Origin of the sequence: Collinsella sp. CLA-AA-H302 (genome assembly GCF_040093305.1) — a bacterium.
Classification (GTDB): domain Bacteria; phylum Actinomycetota; class Coriobacteriia; order Coriobacteriales; family Coriobacteriaceae; genus Collinsella.
In genome coordinates this window covers 99,614-116,200 of the sequence record NZ_JBBNJW010000006.1, presented here as the reverse complement: position 1 = coordinate 116,200, position 16,587 = coordinate 99,614, and the positions used below count along the sequence as shown (strand labels likewise).

Genomic DNA, 16,587 nt, shown 5'->3' with positions numbered 1-16,587 from the left:
AGGCTCCATTTATGCGCGTAATCTGTGTGGTGTGAAATTTACAACTTAGGCGTTGATGCTGTTCACGAGCTTGGCAAGACCGGACTTGCGGTTGGAAGCCTGGTTCTTGTGGATAACATGCTTGGCGGCAGCCATGTCGAGACGCTTGGTGACGGTCTTGAGGGCAGCCTGGGCCTTCTCGGCGTCGCCCTCGGCGACGGCGGACTGGACGTGCTTGGTCAGCGTCTTGAGCTCGGACTTGACAGCCTTGTTACGCATGCGAGCTGCCTCATTGGTGCGGATACGCTTCTTCTGAGACTTGATGTTTGCCACTTCTGGAGTTCCTTTCGAGTTCCTTGCAAAAAAATGTATGACACCTCTGAGACACGGTGAGGTCATGCAAGCGCCTACTATAGCACGCTCCTCCTCAAAGGGATAGAACGAATTTGTCAAATAGGCAGGTATCATCACGATTTTCTCAAGATGTTCGTAATCCAGAGCAAAAGCGCCGTCTGAGAATCGGCCGAACCCTTGAGCGCGAGCTCCACATCAACGGCACCCTCGAGCGCTGCGACGAGCTCGGTCATCGAAAAACGACGCGCCCAGGTAAGGTGATTCTTGACCTGCCAGGACTGGAGCTTGAGCGTTGCGGCCAGCTCGCGACCCTGCCCACGCGCGTCGAGCGCCTTGGCGACGATAAGCTCGCGAATGCGACCGCACAGCAATGTGTAAGTCCACACGTAGCTCTTGGAGGGCAGGAGCTTAAAGAGCTCGAGCGAACGCCGCATATCGCGAGCCGAGACGGCGTTGAGGAAGTCCCAGGGTTGGACCTCGGCCGTACGTACAATCCAGCGCTCAACATCGGCAAGTTCAATCTGGGGCGACTCGACCATCTGGGCAAGCTTAGCCAAGTCGTTATCGAGCATGCGCGTGTTTTCGCCCGAACGCGAGACGAGCTCCTCGGCGGCCGCCGTCGAAATCGACTTACCGCGCTGCGTCGCCATCTGCTGAACACGGCGCGGCAGTTCCCAGCGCTTGGTACCCGAGCAATCGACGATAGCCTTCTTGTCGATCTTGGCGATTGCCTTATACAGGCGCGTATTCTTGGCAAGTGAGTCGGCGATGATGAGGCAGACCGTTGTTGGGCTGGGACTCGCCAGATACCCAACGAGCGGCTCCGAGACCGCCTTGGCGAGCTTTGAGCAGCCATCGAGGATTACCAGACGAAACTCGCTGCCCATCGGAAAGGTGTTAAGCGATCCGATAATGGACTCGATATCGGGGTCCTTGGTCATGTCTCGCTCGTCGAGGTTGAACTCGACCATACCCGATTTTTCCAGACGCGCTTTCATACGCGAGACGGCGTGGTCGCGCTTAACTCCGTCGGTACCGACGATCAGATATGCCGGCAGCAAACCGGTTTCGGACATTGCGCTCCCCTCCCGCAGGCCTTCGTATTCGTTCCGTGCCATTTTAGCCCAGGGGCCCACCACACGCCAACGACGTCGTCACGGTCGCTGGCATCGCATCGCAAAGCCATTCGCAGTCGGTGTGACGGTAATGTCGCCGTGTTCGATGGTACACGCGAACACACCACCCGCTTCCTTAACGGCATCGATGCAGGCATCGGACGGATGGCCGTATCGATTCCCCTCACCGGCGCTTGCGAGGGAAAGCTCGGGCTTCAGGACGTCCAGCAACTCGCCATCGACTGAAACCTTGGAGCCGTGATGCCCGAGTTTAAGGACATCGATATCCCCCACCTCCTGCACGAATTCCCGCTCTTGGTCGAGCTCGACATCACCGGTGAGAAGTATTCGCAGGCCCTTGCCCTCCTGAACATAAGAGAGCAGCAGGACAAGCGAGTCCTCATTTCCCTCGCCATCCACGAACTCGAATGGCCACATCACGCGAGCGCAAAATGAGCCGATGTCGACCGTATCCCCACGGCGCACCTGCCGATACTCCACGCCAGGTCGGTTCAATACCTCGGCAGGAGCATCCTCCAGCGCATCCGCCGCCACGGCAATCGTTCCGACCGAAAACTGTTCGAGCACGGCAGGCAAACCACCCCAGTGGTCCTCATCCCAATGCGTCACAAAAACGGCATCGATATGGTGCACGTTATTGCGAACCAACGCCGCAACCACACGCTCGTCGAGCCCGCAGTCGACAAGTGCAACTGCGCCGCCTTGGCGGATAAGAATCGCATCGGCCTGGCCCACATCGAGCACCGTCACCGAAGGCGGAGCGAATCGATCCCAATAGACGTACGGAATCGCAGCCAAGAGCATCAGGCATGCAAGCCCCACCGCCATAGGACGTGCACGGGGACGCGGCCACCAGACCAGCAGAACCGCCAGAAAACACGGCACTAGGTAAATCCACATGCTATCGGGCGGCACGCTCACGTATGCACCTGGCACGGCGGCAAACAGCTGCTCGAAGAACAGCGCGCAACGGGCGGCAATCATGGGCACAACGAGCGCCCAAGTCCGCAACGGTCCCACGAGCGAAAAGGGAGCCAGCACGATCGACACAGCGAGCAGTACGCTCACCACCGGACCGATGACCGCATTTGCCAACGGAGCAATGAGCGAGAATGTACCGAAGGCAGGAATGGTAATGGGAAGTGTCGCCAGTTGTGAGCACAGCGTGACGGAAAGCACGCTGGCAACGCCTGATGGCACACCTAGCTCACCCAAAGCGTAGGTCGCATAGGGACAAAAGCACAGAATGGCTAAGACGCTGGCACACGAGAGTTGAAAGCCCATCTCGAACAGCACCGTCGGCCGCAGTAGCACAAAGATGGACATGGTTACGAAGAGTGCCGATGCGCCGTGCCGACGACGCCCCGCGCCGTTTACGACAAGCGTCACGAACACCATGCAGCACGCACGCACGGCCGAGGGAGACGCGCCCGTAAAGGCAGCATAGCCCACAAGCGTTATCGCCAATATCGCCCGCTGAAGACCACGTGAGCACCGAGTCTTTTGCAATACACCCTCGATTACAAACCCCACGATAGCCAAATGGCTGCCCGAGACGGCGATAAGATGTGCCGTTCCCGTCACAGAAAACCAGTCGCCCGCCGGCTGGGCGCGCAGCTCGGCCGAACGACCGCAGACGACACCGGCTATGAGCGCACGCGCCGGGTCGGTCGCAGGCGCGATGGACGCAAGCAGCCCATTTCGCAGCCGAAGCAGCGGCCCCGGAGAACCCTCATCGACCGATAAAATCCGAACGGCTTTAACCTTGCGCACCTCGCCTCGGAGCACGCGCGATCGTCCATATGCGTCGTTCTCAAAACGCGAAACGCGACCGATAACACGCATGTGCGCCCCGACCTTGAGCTCACGATCACACGATAGGCGAACCGTTGCCAAGTTCTTACCGTCCGCGCGTGCCTCGCAGGTATAGGAATACACGTCGTCGTTTATGGATGGATCACCCTGCACGACAAACTCGAGGCCGCTTGCCGCTCGACCGTCGAGCGCCCTCGAGGCGCTTAGCGCACCCACAGCCCACCACGCCGAGACGACCGCTCCCGCCACGAGACCGACGGACGCGGCATACAGCCACCGCTTCAAAGGGGCAAGCCTCGCACAAGAGTGAGCCAGCACAACGAAAACCGCTGCCGCAACGGGAATGGCCCATAGCGGCCCGACCGCCGTCGCCCGCTCCCTCAGCAGCGCATCAGCGGCTATGCTGAGCACCAAGGCGCAGCTCACGCACATGCCGGCACACAGGGCCATCGTCCACGGAATCAGGGGCCGCGGAGGCATCACGTGCTCTCGCTCGGTCGCACTCATACGCAGATGCAATCTTTGATTTTGGCAAGCTTCTTCTCGCCGATTCCCGACACGCGCATCAGATCGTCAACCGAAGCAAAAGCACCGTTCTTTGTCCGCTCATCGATAATCGACTGTGCCATTGAGGGACCTATTCCCGAGAGCGTCTGCAGCTCTGCCGAGCTTGCCGTATTAATGTTTACTAGGCCTGTTGCGCCACCGACGCCTGATGATGCGGAAGTCCCACCATCAACACCGGCTTCCACAATGGACACCTGCTGCTCCCCTACCGTTGGAACGTGAATTTTTTGTCCATCAGTGACCTTGGATGCACGATTAAGCCCCGTAACGTCTGCTTCGGGCGCCAGCCCGCCGGCGGCATCAATCGCCTGAGCCACCCGCGCGCCGTCCTTGAGACGATATACGCCGGGCGACACAACGGCGCCATCGACATCGACATAGACCTCTGCCGCGGCAGAAGCCTTAGTCGAAGAGCCTTCGGATGTCTTTCCGCTCGAGGCATCACCGGATCCCGGCTCCACTAACGAGCCCGAACCATCAGTACGCTCAAACGACACGCCGCCGGCACCGCCGCCAAGGTTCGCCATTGCCAGTCCACTCGACATCGCAATGACGACCAGTATCGCCATCACCACTGCCTTATGACCGAGCAGTTTTCCCGCCCAGCGGTCCATCTTTTTGACTCGTTCGTGTTGTTCGCGCTGCGCCATAGCAAAACCTCCCAACACCATCGTGTCAGGAAAGGAGCTCCGCAACAGCCACGCCCCAAAACCGGTTTTCGAGGTCAAACCAAAAGCTGACCAAAACCTTGCGAAATAATGTCCATTTATTCAGACATACGTCAGCAAATGAACACTTAGCCGCAAAATACCCAGATACCAAAAGACCGACGATACAGGCGCATCGTCTGTCTATACACAAATTTACTCGTGATCTTGGTAAATCTCACGCGGAGCAAGCTCCGAATGTTTGCGTTTTAAGGTCTTAGGGGCCTTATACGTGTTGCTCTCGAAGTCGATGTACTCGGTCTGCTTGAGCAGGCGCTCGATCATCTCCTCATGATCGAACAACTCCCAGGCCTCATGTACGGCATCGAGTTTAGCGTGCGTCTCGGGACGGCGCGGCATAAACAACGTGCAGCAGTCGGGAGCGGCCTCAGTCGAGATATCGAACGTACCGATCTCCTCGGCACGCGCGATGATCTCCTGCTTGTCCGAACCGATGAGAGGACGGAACACGGGAATCTTCACGGCCTCGTTGACGGCCATGATGTTCTCAAGCGTTTGGGAGGCAACCTGCCCAAGCGATTCGCCCGTAACGATGGCCTTGGCGCCCTCGATGTGCGCAATGCGCTCGGCAACCGAATACATAATGCGACGATACATGATCACACGCAGGTTGCTGGGGCAGGTGACCGAAATCTCACGCTGGCAGTCGCCAAACGGAACCACGTACAGACGACCGATCTGGACACCCGGCTCAAGCGCACGGATGATGTCCTGCACCAAATACTCACTCGTATCGGGCGTCTGCGGACGACCGGAGAAATGTACCGGCACGCAAACCGCGCCGCGACGCGCGAGCATCCAGGTCGCCACCGGAGAATCGATACCCGACGACAGCAGCGTCACGACCTTGCCGGCAGAACCCACCGGCAGACCGCCCACGCCGCGCTCGGAGCGCGCGTACACATAAACGCTACCCTGGACCACCAGTACGTGCACCATCGCATCGGGGTCATGCATTTGAACCTTTTTATCGGGGAAGGCCTCACACAGCACCTCGCCCACCTGACGATTGATATCGATCGAGGTGAGCTCATAGTCAGTATTGGAGCGCTTGGCGTGCACCTTAAACGAATCGAAGGAACCAAACTCGCGCAGCGCCTTCACGGCGGCGGCGCAGTACTCCTGCGGGTCGCGGTTGGTGTGATACGCCAAAGACACACGAGCAACGCCGGGGACGGTGCGGATGACACGCGCCGCCTCGTCGGCCTGATGCTCGTTAAAGGTCACGAGGATATAACCGGAAATTCGAGACACGGCGTTCACGGAAAAGGCGGCCAAGGCCGCCTTAATGTTATCCATGAGGATATGCTCAAAATGTGCGCGGTTCTTGCCCTTCAGTCCAACCTCGTGATAGTGGACTAGGCAGACGCGAGCCGCCATTTAGGCTTCAGCAACCTTGTGGCCGAGCGCCTTCTCGTAACGGGCCTCGTCGTAAGAGATGTCGCCGTCGACAATCTCGTCCATAGCCATCGAGATGGTATCGGCACCGGAAAGCCCGATGGTGATGTCATCGACATCCTGGACGGCAAGCACGCGGTTGTGCTGGCCACGCAGCATGCTATTGATGTCGCAGGCGCGCTTGGAGGCAAGCGAAGCGAGCAGGAAGCGGTTGTGATCGGTCTTCTCCAGAAGATCGTCAATGCAAGGCTTTACAACGGACACGGACCTCAGATCCTTTCATGCATATCGAGAACGCGAACGAGCTCATCGGTCGCGCGGTCGAGATCGTCATTCACCACGACGTCGTCGTAGCGGTCGGCAAGGGCAAGCTCATCGGCGGCGTTTGCCATACGCAGCTCAATCGTCTCGGGCGTCTCGGTACCGCGACCGACTAGACGCTCGCGGAGCACCTCAAGCGAAGGCGGCTTGATAAAGATCAGCACGGCCTCGGGGAAACGCTCCTTCACCTGCAGGGCGCCCTGGACATCGATCTCCAAAATCAGAGACGAGCCCGAGGCGAGCTTGGATGTGACCTCGCTCACCAACGTGCCGTAGCAGTTACCGTGGACCTCGGCCCACTCAACAAACTCACCGTTTGCCACGCGGCGGTCGAACTCCTCACGCGTCAGAAAAAAGTAGTTGACGCCGTCGACCTCACCTTTGCGTGGTGCTCGCGTGGTAGCCGAAACCGTCAGACCCAGGTTCGAGCGGCGCTCGCGCACACGAGTGACGAGCGTACCTTTGCCTGCGCCTGACGGTCCAGAAATCACAAAGAGCTTGGAATCCTGAGCGCTCACTTATTTGGTCAGCTGCTCGAGGAGCTGCTCGCGCTGACGGACACCGAGGCCCTGGACGCGACGGGTAGCGGAGATACCGAGCTCCTCCATGATCTTGGCGGCCTTGGCCTTGCCATAACCGGGGAGAGACTCGATGAGGGTGGAAACCTTCATGCGGGAAGCGATGGGGTCATCGGAGTTGAGCACGGACTCGAGGGACTTCTCGCCCTTCTTGATCTGCTCGCGAAGCTCAGCGCGGGCGTGACGTGCGGCAGCAGCCTTCTCAAGAGCCTGCTTGCGCTGCTCGTCGGTAAGCTGAGGGAGTGCCATTCGTACCTCCAAATAGTTGGGTTATATCTGATTCAATAATTGGCATTTTAGCACGTAGAACGTACAAAATGCCTAATCGCGGCTCCATAGGTTAGACGATACCCGCAAAAAGTGCAATATACTGCGCCCAAAGTTAAGCCCCTGACCTGCGATTCCACACAAAGGATGGGAAAGTTTACGCAGGCACAGGGGCTATTTTGTGCTAATGAGACCCAAAAGTGGTGACTTAGGGGAATCTTTTACGCGACGTTTTCGACCAGCTCGGCGACGATGGCGTCAAAGGCGGCAACCGGATCGTCGGCACCGGTGATGGGACGGCCCACCACAATGTGGCTTGCGCCACGCTCGATAGCCTGGGAAGGCGTCGCCACGCGGGACTGGTCACCAAGGGCGGCACCCACCGGACGCACACCCGGAGTCACGATCAGGGCATCAGGACCCAGCAGCTCACGCATGTCGTGAGCCTCCATCGGTGAGCACACGATGCCATCGATGCCGTTGGCCTGAGCAAGCTTTGCCAAGCGGGCGGCCTCCTCGGCCACGGGCGACTCGACGCCGATCTCGCTCAAGGCATCCTGATTCATGCTCGTGAGCACGGTGATGGCGACGAGCTTGGCGCGGTCCTCACGCGCCTCCTCGGCACCCTCGCGGCAGGCAGCGAGCATAGCACCCGAGCCCAGGCCGTGGACCGAAAGCAGGTCGGCACCGGCAAGCGAGGCCGAGCGGGCAGCGCCGCGCACCTGATGCGGAATGTCATGGAACTTAAGGTCGAGGAAGACCTTAAAGCCAAGGTCCTTAAAGGTCTTGACGATCTGGGGACCCTCAGCGTAATAGAGCGTCATGCCGACCTTGAGCCAGGCGGCATGGCCCGAAAGCTCGTGGGCGAGCTCGAGCGCGCGCTCACGGTCGCAGTCGAGGGCGACGATAACACGGTCGCGGGCATCATTCTCTAGCATTCGAAAGCACCCACCAGCTCGTTGATGTCCTTTACGCCCTGGGACTCGGCCCAGGCCTCGAGCTCATGCGCGATCTTAAGCGAAGCACACGGATCGACGAAGTTGGCCATGCCGACCGACACGCAGGTGGCGCCGGCCAGGATAAACTCAGCCGCATCCTCGCCAGTCATGACACCGCCGACACCGTTGATGGGGATATCGACGGCCTGGGCAACCTCCCAGACCATGCGCACGGCGATGTGGTGGCACAGCGGGCCCGAAAGGCCGCCCTTGGGCTTGGCCACGCGGGACTTGCGGGTATGGACGTCGATGGCCATGCCCTGGATGGAGTTGATGACCGAAAGGCCGTCGGCGCCGGCAGCCTCGAGGGCCTTGGCGATCTCGGCGACGTTGACCGGCGCCATCTTCACGAACAGCGGCTTATCAGTCACCTTGCGGCAGGCAGCCATAACGGAAGAGGCGCCCTCGGGCGTGGAGCCCATGGCGGCACCGCCGGCGGCGATGTTGGGGCAGCTCACGTTGATCTCGTAGCCGGCAGCCCAGGGGCATAGCTCGACATACATCTCGAGTGCGCGGACAAACTCGTCAACGGAGTGACCGGCAACCTGACAGATGACCTGGCAGCCGTCCTTGGACAGCTGTTCGAGCCACGGACCGGACTCGCGGGCAAAGGCGGCCACGCCGGGGTTCTGAAGACCCACGGAGTTGATCATACCGCCGGGAATTTCGGCCATGCGGGGCGCGGGATTGCCGGGCCAGGGCTCGGCAGCGCAACCCTTGGTGGTGATGGCGCCCAGCTGGGAAACATCAAAGAAGTTCTGGAACTGCCAACCGTAGCCAAAGGTACCGGCTGCGGTGTTAATGGGGTTCTGCATCTTGACGCCGCCGAAATCGACGGCCATGTTCACGGTACCCACTAGAAGACCACCACCTTGGAAGCATCGAACACGGGGCCGCACATACAAGCACCCTTCATACCGTCGACCGTCTCGACATTGCAGGTGTTGCAGGCGCCAAAGCCACAGCTCATCATGCGCTCGAGCGACACCTCGCAGTACACACCGGCCTCGGCGGCAGCGGCGGCGACCTTCTTCATCATGACGGCGGGGCCGCAGCTGGCGACGTAGTCGTAGCCGCCCTCTCCAAGCAGCTCGGCTGCCGGATCGGTGCAAAAACCGTGCGTGCCGAGCGAACCGTCGTCGGTGCACACGTTAACCGTGGCGCCCAGCGCACGGAACTCATCGACACCCACGACTTTGGAAGCGGTGCCGAAGCCCAGGCACACGTCCACATCAACACCCTGCTCGGCAAGCATGCCGGCAAGACACAGCACAGGCGGAACGCCGATGCCACCGGCGACGAGCAGTGCCTTCCTGGTGCCCTCGGGTACCATCCAGCCACGGCCACCGGGGCCCAACAGGTTAGAGGTGGAGCCAGGGCCCATCTGGGACAAACGGCGGGTATCGTCGCCCACGACGGCGTACCACAGCTCGACGGTGCCGGCCTCGGCGTCGGCGCGGTAGAAACTCAAGGGCACACGAAGCAGAGAAGACGCATCGCCGGGGACGGCGATGTTCACAAACTGACCGGGCTTGAGCGCACTTGCAAGCTTGGGGGCCGAGATGACGAGCGAGAAGATGCCGTCGGCGATCTCCCGGTTCGAGACGACCTCGAAGTCGTGCATGCGTGCAGTGGAAGGTGTGGGCATAGACGCTCCAATCCCCCATGCGGTTGCATGGTCTAAACGAACAGAAAGCGCGGCACCGCAAGGGCGCCGCGCACAAAAGCGATAAGGCTATGCTAGCAGATGCAGCCGTCGGCGAGCGTCTGCTTGCCACCGACAAATACATCGGTGGCACGACCGGTGAGCGTGCGGCCGGCAAAACCGGAGTTCTCGGCGCGCGACTCGTAACCGTCCTCGCCAACCGTCCAGGTTGCGGAGGGGTCGAACACGGTCAGGTCGGCGACAGAGCCCGCCTTGACCTGAACCTGATCGAGGCCCAGAATCTCACGCGGCTTGATGGCCATGAGCTCGACCATGCGGCTCACGCTCATCTTGCCCGTGTTGACCAGCTCAGTGAGCACGAGCGACAGCGAAGTCTCGAGGCCAATCATTCCAAAGGGCGCGAGCTCGAACTCGCGGGCCTTCTCCCACGGGGTGTGGGGAGCGTGGTCGGTAACGATAGCGTCGACGGTACCGTCGATGACACCCTGACGGATGGCCTCGGCATCCTCGTCGGTGCGCAGCGGCGGATTGACCTTGAGCGAGGTGTTGTAGGTCTCGTCCAGGTCGTTCTCGGTCAGGAACATGTGGTGCGGGGTGGCCTCGCAGGTCACCTGGACACCGGCAGCCTTACCGGCACGCACGAGCTCCAGGCCATGAGCGGTGGAGATGTGCTGGATGTGCAGCTTGGCACCGGTCAGCTTGGCAATCTCGATGTCGCGGGCAATCTGAAGCTCCTCGCCGGCGGCCGGCCAACCCTCGAGGGCCAGACGGGTCGAGACCTTGCCCTCGTTGATCTGGCCGTGGCCGACCAGATCCTCGTCCTGGCAGTGGCTCATAAAGACCTTGCCGAACATCTTGCCGTAGTCCATGCAGCGACGGAGCATGCCCGCGCCCTGCACGCCGCGACCATCGTCGGTGAAGGCGACGGCGCCGTGGGCGACCATATCGCCCATCTCGGACATGGCCTCGCCCTTAAGACCGCGGGTCATGGCGCCCGACGGATAGACGCGGCAGTGGCCGACCTCGGCAGCGCGGGACTTGACGAACTCCACGACGGTGCCGTTATCGGTGACGGGATCGGTGTTGGGCATGGCGCACACGCCGGTGAAGCCGCCCTTGGCAGCAGCGCGGGTGCCGCTCTCGATGTCCTCTTTGACCTCATAGCCAGGCTCGCGCAGATGCACGTGCATATCCACCAGGCCGGGGACGAGATACTTGCCGGAAAGGTCGCGGACCTCGGCTCCCTCGGCGGCGAGGTTCTCGCCGACCTCGGCGATCTTGTCACCGTCGATCAGGACGTCGACGACACCGTCAAGCTCGACGGACGGATCGACGACGTGGGCATTCTTAAGAAGCAAGGCCATTATCGGCACCTCCAAGCAGCAGATACAGGATAGCCATACGCACGCAGATACCGGCGTAGACCTGCTCCAGGATGACGGAGCGTTGCGGGTGGTCGGCCATATAGGAGTCGAACTCAACGCCGCGGTTGATGGGGCCCGGGTGGCAGATAATCGCATCGGGCTTCATGAGCTTCTCGCGGTCCTTGGTCAGACCGAAGAGCTTGTGGTACTCGCGAATCGTGGGGAACGGTGCGCCCTCGAGGCGCTCCTGCTGCACGCGCAACATGTAGACGACGTCCAGCTCGGGCAGGACGGAATCGAGGTCGCTCGTCACGTGGTCGCAGCCCAGGACCTCGGGCGCCGGCGGCAGCAGCGTGCCGGGGGCGACGGCGTAGGTCTCGCAGCCCATGATCTTAAGTGCGGGGATCAGCGAGCCGCACACGCGGGAGTGCGCGATATCGCCGACGACGGCGACCTTCAGACCGTGGAAGTCACCCTTGTGCTCCCAGATGGTGTACAGGTCGAGCAGGGCCTGCGTGGGGTGGTTGTGCTTGCCGTCGCCGGCGCAGATGACGCTCGCGGGCGAGTTCTGCGTGACGATGTAGGGAGCACCGGCGTGCTTATCGCGAACGACGATGCAATCAATCTTGTAGGCGTTGAGGGTCTCGACGGTGTCGACGAGGCTCTCGCCCTTGACCGTGGAGGTCGAGGAGCCGCCAAAGTTGAGGCTGTCGGCCGAAAGGCGCTTCTCGGCGAGCTCGAAGGAGCTGCGGGTGCGCGTCGAGGGCTCGTTGAACATGTTGACGATGGTCTTGCCCTTGAGCGTGGGGACCTTCTTGATCGCACGCTCGTTGACCTCAGAGAACGCCTTGGCGGTCTCGAGGATGAGCTTGATGTCCTCTTCGGAGTACTCGGTAATGTCGATCAGGTGCTTATGGTTGAACGCCACGGTACTACTCACCTCCCAGCGGCGCGGAGCCCACGTGGGAACCCGGCGCGACGTCGTTAATCTCGACGGCGGTGTGGCCGTCGACTTCCTTCATATATAGGTGCACGTTCTCCTCATGCGACGAGGGAACGTTCTTGCCGACAAAGTCCGGCGAGATGGGGAGCTCACGGTGACCGCGGTCAACGAGGACTGCCAGCTCAATGCGGCTCGGACGGCCCAGGTCCATAACGGCGTCCAGAGCGGCGCGAATGGTACGGCCCGTATACAGGATGTCGTCCACCAAAACGACGCGCTTGCCGTCGACGCTAAAGGGAATGTTGGTGGCGTGGATCGCGGGAGCGAAATTGGTGGCGTAGTCATCGCGGTAGAAGCTGATGTCGAGGCTACCGAGCGGAACGTCGACGCCCTCGATCTCCTTGATCTCCTCGGCGAGCTTCTTTGCCAGAAGGTCGCCGCGCGTGACGATGCCGACCAGAGCGAGGTCTTCACAGCCCTCGTTGCGCTCGAGAATCTCGTGCGCAATGCGGGTCATCGCTCGATTGACGGCGGTCTCGTCCATGATGACCGCCTTGGGGGAAGTCGTGCCCATCGATCTCCTTCCTCACATGTCTTGACTGCTGACACAGTCAAAAAAATAGATGCCCGACCGCTTAAAGCGGACCAGACACCCACAGGAAAGGCTGCTCTTTGACAGCTATGTAATTCCATGTGGGTATCTCGTACCCCTTTAATGGTCAAGGGATAGTGTAGCCAACCTCAAGCTTAATTGCGAGCATAAATACAGAGCAATCCGTAAACGTGCGCAGGCGCTCCATAAACCTATATATATTTGTGGGACGAGCTTGAAAACACACGCACGAGCTGGCATAATCCCCTCTGCTGCACGCAAATCGGATCTACGTCCAGGGCCGTAGCGTGGGCACTATCGCCAAAAGAGGAATATCTCTGTGTAGATTGCGCACAGGGAGCGACTTCTGTGCTATAGTTCAGGCTTGTTTGTTAACGCGACATGTTCGTTTGTCGCCCAAGGAGGGTCAGTTATGTCCAAAGTTTGCGAAGTTTGCGGTAAGCACCCCGTTGCCGGTCGCTCCATCAGCCACTCTCACCGCGTCACCAACCGTAAGTTCCGCCCCAACATCCAGCGCGTTTACGTCGTCGTCGATGGTCACCGTCGCAAGATGAACGTTTGCTCCACCTGCCTCAAGTCCGGCAAGGTTGCGCGCTCCTAAATAAGGTCTTACCAACAAGTACCTCGGACTCTCCGGGTCAAAGACCTCGCGTTCATATAGAACTTACCAAAGGCGCCCTCCCCTAAGGAGGGCGCCTTTTTGCACTCATTGGGGACAGACTTACATGAGTGTTTTCGAGCATAGGGGCCGCATCACAAATATAAAAAAAGATCGTAGCCCAGCTGATATGCTTTGCAACTTGACCAGCAGTACGACTCGAGCGAGTCAAGCGCACCATTCACAGGATTGAGATGGATGTAATCGACCAGCTGCACCGCCTGCGTGTCCGACTCAACCGCGACCCGCGAATAGCGATTATCAAACAGTTGCCCCGTTCTCCCCGTTTTCCCATTGAAATACTCATGCAAGTCTGTCCCCAATGAGTGGGGCGATGCACTGGCAGATAGTTTTAGTTAAAACGCTTCAGTTTATTGAAGCGTTTTAGTATGCCTTTTACGGGAATCTTACCGTTCGCCGAATAATTTCTTGCTATCATGCAAGACGTAGGGTAAATCTCCGATCGCAAGGAGACACAAATGGTGAAAAAGTCACCGGAAAACACTACTCCCGCAATTGTGGACAACGTAGAGGCGCTTGAGGCTAAGCTCGCTCAGATGCGAGAGGCCCAGGCGCTTTTTGCTACGTACACGCAGGAGCAGGTCGACAAGATCTTCTATGAGGCCGCCATGGCCGCCAACAAGGCTCGTATCCCGTTGGCGAAGATGGCCATCGAGGAGACCGGCCGCGGCGTTCTTGAGGACAAGGTCATCAAGAACCACTACGCCGCAGAGTACATCTACAACGCTTACAAGAACACCAAGACCTGTGGTGTCCTGGAGCGCGACGAGGCTTATGGCATCACCAAGATCGCCGAGCCCATCGGTATCGTGGGCGCCGTCATCCCGACGACCAACCCCACCTCCACTGCGATCTTCAAGACGCTGATCAGCCTGAAGACCCGCAACGCCATCATCATCTCCCCGCACCCGGCTGCCGCCAAGTGCACCATCGCCGCCGCCAAGCTCGTGCTTGACGCCGCCGTCAAGGCCGGCGCCCCCGAGGGTATCATCGGCTGGGTCGATGTCCCCTCCATCGAGCTGACCAACATGGTCATGCGCGACGTCGACATCATCCTCGCCACCGGTGGCCCGGGCATGGTCAAGGCCGCCTACTCCTCGGGCAAGCCCGCCCTGGGCGTTGGCGCCGGTAACACCCCGGTCGTCATCGACGACACCGCCGACGTGCTGCCCGCCGTCAACTCCATCATCCACTCCAAGACCTTCGACAACGGCATGATCTGCGCTTCCGAGCAGTCCGTGACCGTCATCGACACCATCTATGACCAGGTTAAGGCCGAGTTCCAGAAGCGCGGCTGCTACTTCGTCAAGCAGGGTGCCGAGATGGAGGCCCTGCGTGCCGCCATGTTCAAGAACGGCGCCCTCGATCACCGCATTCCCGGCATGGCTGCCGCCAAGATCGCCGAGCTCGCCGGCATCGAGGTTCCCGCCAAGACCAAGATCCTGATCGCCGAGGTCACCTCCACCGACCCCGCCAAGGAAGAGTTCTCCCACGAGAAGCTCTCCCCGGTCCTGGCCATGTATCACGCCAAGGACTTCCAGGAGGCCGTCGACAAGGCCGAGCACCTGGTGCTCGCCGGTGGCCCGGGCCACACCGCCTCTCTGTACGTGCACCCCGCCCAGGCCGAGAAGATCAGTCTGTTCGAGCACGTCATGAAGGCCTGCCGTATCGTCATCAACACCCCGTCCTCGCACGGCGGCATCGGTGATCTGTACAACTTTGGCATGAAGCCGTCTCTGACCCTGGGCTGCGGCTCCTGGGGCGGCAACTCCGTCTCCGAGAACGTTGGGGTGAAGCACTTGATCAACGTTAAGACTGTGGCCGAGCGCCGTGAGAACATGCTGTGGTTCCGCGCTCCCGAGAAGGTCTACTTCAAGAAGGGTTCCACGCCCGTCGCCCTCGACGAGCTCGGTACCGTCATGGGCAAGAAGCGCGCCTTCATCGTCACCGACCAGTTCCTCTTCAAGAATGGCAACACCCGCGCCATCGAGGCCAAGCTCGACGAGATGGGCATCGCCCACGACTGCTTCTACGACGTCGAGCCCGATCCGTCGCTGCAGTGCGCACGTCGCGGCGCCAAGCAGATGGCTCTCTTTGAGCCTGACGTGATCATCGCCGTCGGCGGTGGCTCCGCTATGGACGCCGGCAAGATCATGTGGATGATGTACGAGCACCCCGAGTGCAAGTTTGAGGACATGGCCATGGACTTCATGGACATCCGCAAGCGTATCTTCACTTTCCCCGAGATGGGCAAGAAGGCCTACTTCGTCGCCGTCCCGACCTCTTCGGGTACCGGCTCCGAGTGCACGCCGTTCGCCATCATCACCGACAAGGAGACCGGCATCAAGTGGCCGCTCGCCGACTACGCGCTGCTCCCCAACATGGCTATCGTCGACGCCGACAACTGCATGACCGCCCCGCGCGGCCTGACCGCTGCCTCCGGCATCGACGTCATGACCCACGCCATCGAGTCCTACGTCTCCATCATGGCTTCCGACTACACCAAGGGCCTCTCCGAGCGCGCTGCTAAGCTCGTCTTCGAGAACCTGCCCTCCAGCTTCACGAACGGCGCCAAGGACCCGCACGCCCGCGAGGAGATGCACAACGCCTCCTGCATGGCCGGCATGGCCTTCGCCAACGCCTTCCTGGGCCTCAACCACTCCATGGCTCACAAGCTCGGCGCCTTCCATCACCTGCCCCACGGCCTCGCCAACGCCGTCATCCTGACCCGCGTTATGCGCTACAACGCCGCCGAGGCTCCCGTCAAGATGGGCACGTTCTCCCAGTATCCTTACCCCAACGCGCTGCACAACTACGCCGAGATGGCCAAGTACTGCGGCATCGAGGGCAAGGACGACAAGGAGGTCTTCGAGAACTTCATCACGAAGCTCGAGGAGCTCAAGGACTTCATCGGCGTCAAGAAGACCATCGCCGACTACGGTGTTGACGAGCAGTACTTCCTCGACACCCTCGACGAGATGACCGAGCAGGCATTCAACGACCAGTGCACCGGCGCTAACCCGCGCTACCCGCTCATGAGCGAGATCAAGGAGCTCTACCTGGACGCCTACTACGGCCGCGAGCCTCAGGACTACGCCGTCTGCTAGTTTTAGCACGGTTTTTAACGGCGGGGGTGCACGGGTGTTTCACACACCCCCGCCGTCGCTTCTATCGCATCGTT

Annotated in this window: 16 protein-coding genes; 2 read left to right on the top strand and 14 right to left on the bottom strand. The window is 60.3% G+C overall.

Translation table 11 applies throughout. The annotated features are described in order from the left end of the window. Window positions 1-45: 45 nt before the first annotated feature. From rpsT to pyrR, 14 genes are all read right to left on the bottom strand, one after another. Window positions 46-312, bottom strand: coding sequence for a 30S ribosomal protein S20 (gene rpsT, locus AAAV21_RS06010; RefSeq protein WP_022094714.1), 267 nt, complete (start codon window positions 310-312; stop codon window positions 46-48). Window positions 313-446: 134 nt separating this feature from the next. Further along, window positions 447-1,409 (bottom strand): DNA polymerase III subunit delta, encoded by a 963-nt coding sequence (gene holA / locus AAAV21_RS06005; protein WP_117654809.1) that lies wholly within the window; start codon window positions 1,407-1,409, stop codon window positions 447-449. Window positions 1,410-1,487: 78 nt separating this feature from the next. Beyond that, window positions 1,488-3,791: a DNA internalization-related competence protein ComEC/Rec2 gene (locus AAAV21_RS06000; protein WP_349108121.1), complete on the bottom strand. Its 2,304-nt coding sequence runs from the start codon at window positions 3,789-3,791 to the stop codon at window positions 1,488-1,490. Continuing rightward, a complete protein-coding gene (locus tag AAAV21_RS05995) occupies window positions 3,788-4,501 on the bottom strand; it encodes a helix-hairpin-helix domain-containing protein (protein WP_349108119.1) in 714 nt (237 codons plus the stop codon). The genes AAAV21_RS06000 and AAAV21_RS05995 overlap by 4 nt, the downstream gene beginning before the upstream one ends. A 213-nt stretch (window positions 4,502-4,714) precedes the next feature. Further along, window positions 4,715-5,959 (bottom strand): tRNA uracil 4-sulfurtransferase ThiI, encoded by a 1,245-nt coding sequence (gene thiI / locus AAAV21_RS05990; RefSeq protein WP_006235944.1) that lies wholly within the window; start codon window positions 5,957-5,959, stop codon window positions 4,715-4,717. Beyond that, window positions 5,960-6,241 carry a DNA-directed RNA polymerase subunit omega gene (locus AAAV21_RS05985; protein ID WP_035138532.1) on the bottom strand — a complete coding sequence of 94 codons (282 nt, stop codon included), beginning with the start codon at window positions 6,239-6,241 and terminating at the stop codon, window positions 5,960-5,962. A gap of 5 nt (window positions 6,242-6,246) precedes the next feature. Next, window positions 6,247-6,816: a guanylate kinase gene (gmk, locus tag AAAV21_RS05980; RefSeq protein ID WP_099431806.1), complete on the bottom strand. Its 570-nt coding sequence runs from the start codon at window positions 6,814-6,816 to the stop codon at window positions 6,247-6,249. After that, complete coding sequence (gene mihF, locus AAAV21_RS05975; protein ID WP_006236130.1) at window positions 6,817-7,125, bottom strand: integration host factor, actinobacterial type; 309 nt, start codon at window positions 7,123-7,125, stop codon at window positions 6,817-6,819. A 239-nt stretch (window positions 7,126-7,364) separates the two neighbouring features. Further along, complete coding sequence (gene pyrF / locus AAAV21_RS05970; protein WP_117564271.1) at window positions 7,365-8,081, bottom strand: orotidine-5'-phosphate decarboxylase; 717 nt, start codon at window positions 8,079-8,081, stop codon at window positions 7,365-7,367. Next, complete coding sequence (locus AAAV21_RS05965) at window positions 8,075-8,998, bottom strand: dihydroorotate dehydrogenase (protein WP_022094721.1); 924 nt, start codon at window positions 8,996-8,998, stop codon at window positions 8,075-8,077. The genes pyrF and AAAV21_RS05965 overlap by 7 nt, the downstream gene beginning before the upstream one ends. Further along, window positions 8,998-9,765 carry a dihydroorotate dehydrogenase electron transfer subunit gene (locus AAAV21_RS05960; protein ID WP_117564270.1) on the bottom strand — a complete coding sequence of 256 codons (768 nt, stop codon included), beginning with the start codon at window positions 9,763-9,765 and terminating at the stop codon, window positions 8,998-9,000. The genes AAAV21_RS05965 and AAAV21_RS05960 overlap by 1 nt, the downstream gene beginning before the upstream one ends. A 116-nt stretch (window positions 9,766-9,881) precedes the next feature. After that, entirely contained in the window at window positions 9,882-11,171 is a 1,290-nt protein-coding gene (locus tag AAAV21_RS05955; RefSeq protein WP_117564269.1) for a dihydroorotase, read from the bottom strand. Then, a complete protein-coding gene (locus AAAV21_RS05950; RefSeq protein ID WP_035138537.1) occupies window positions 11,155-12,099 on the bottom strand; it encodes an aspartate carbamoyltransferase catalytic subunit in 945 nt (314 codons plus the stop codon). The genes AAAV21_RS05955 and AAAV21_RS05950 overlap by 17 nt, the downstream gene beginning before the upstream one ends. Window positions 12,100-12,103: 4 nt before the next feature. Next, window positions 12,104-12,688, bottom strand: a complete 585-nt coding sequence (gene pyrR, locus AAAV21_RS05945) for a bifunctional pyr operon transcriptional regulator/uracil phosphoribosyltransferase PyrR (protein ID WP_006236123.1) — start codon at window positions 12,686-12,688, stop codon at window positions 12,104-12,106. Window positions 12,689-13,139: 451 nt separating this feature from the next. Here pyrR and rpmB point away from each other — a divergent pair, with 451 nt between their 5' ends. Together rpmB and adhE are read left to right on the top strand one after the other, a co-directional pair. Further along, a complete protein-coding gene (gene rpmB / locus AAAV21_RS05940) occupies window positions 13,140-13,328 on the top strand; it encodes a 50S ribosomal protein L28 (protein WP_022094725.1) in 189 nt (62 codons plus the stop codon). A gap of 536 nt (window positions 13,329-13,864) precedes the next feature. Then, window positions 13,865-16,513: a bifunctional acetaldehyde-CoA/alcohol dehydrogenase gene (gene adhE / locus AAAV21_RS05935; RefSeq protein WP_349108117.1), complete on the top strand. Its 2,649-nt coding sequence runs from the start codon at window positions 13,865-13,867 to the stop codon at window positions 16,511-16,513. Window positions 16,514-16,587 lie beyond the last annotated feature (74 nt).

Excerpts from the sequence above, each read along its gene's own strand:
- holA (WP_117654809.1), bottom strand. The coding sequence starts at position 1,409 with ATGTCCGAAACCGGTTTGCTGCCGGCATATCTGATCGTCGGTACCGAC.
- AAAV21_RS06000 (WP_349108121.1), bottom strand. The coding sequence starts at position 3,791 with ATGAGTGCGACCGAGCGAGAGCACGTGATGCCTCCGCGGCCCCTGATT.
- AAAV21_RS05995 (WP_349108119.1), bottom strand. The coding sequence starts at position 4,501 with ATGGCGCAGCGCGAACAACACGAACGAGTCAAAAAGATGGACCGCTGG.
- thiI (WP_006235944.1), bottom strand. The coding sequence starts at position 5,959 with ATGGCGGCTCGCGTCTGCCTAGTCCACTATCACGAGGTTGGACTGAAG.
- mihF (WP_006236130.1), bottom strand. The coding sequence starts at position 7,125 with ATGGCACTCCCTCAGCTTACCGACGAGCAGCGCAAGCAGGCTCTTGAG.
- pyrF (WP_117564271.1), bottom strand. The coding sequence starts at position 8,081 with ATGCTAGAGAATGATGCCCGCGACCGTGTTATCGTCGCCCTCGACTGC.
- AAAV21_RS05960 (WP_117564270.1), bottom strand. The coding sequence starts at position 9,765 with ATGCACGACTTCGAGGTCGTCTCGAACCGGGAGATCGCCGACGGCATC.
- AAAV21_RS05955 (WP_117564269.1), bottom strand. The coding sequence starts at position 11,171 with ATGGCCTTGCTTCTTAAGAATGCCCACGTCGTCGATCCGTCCGTCGAG.
- pyrR (WP_006236123.1), bottom strand. The coding sequence starts at position 12,688 with ATGGGCACGACTTCCCCCAAGGCGGTCATCATGGACGAGACCGCCGTC.
- rpmB (WP_022094725.1), top strand. The coding sequence starts at position 13,140 with ATGTCCAAAGTTTGCGAAGTTTGCGGTAAGCACCCCGTTGCCGGTCGC.
- adhE (WP_349108117.1), top strand. The coding sequence starts at position 13,865 with ATGGTGAAAAAGTCACCGGAAAACACTACTCCCGCAATTGTGGACAAC.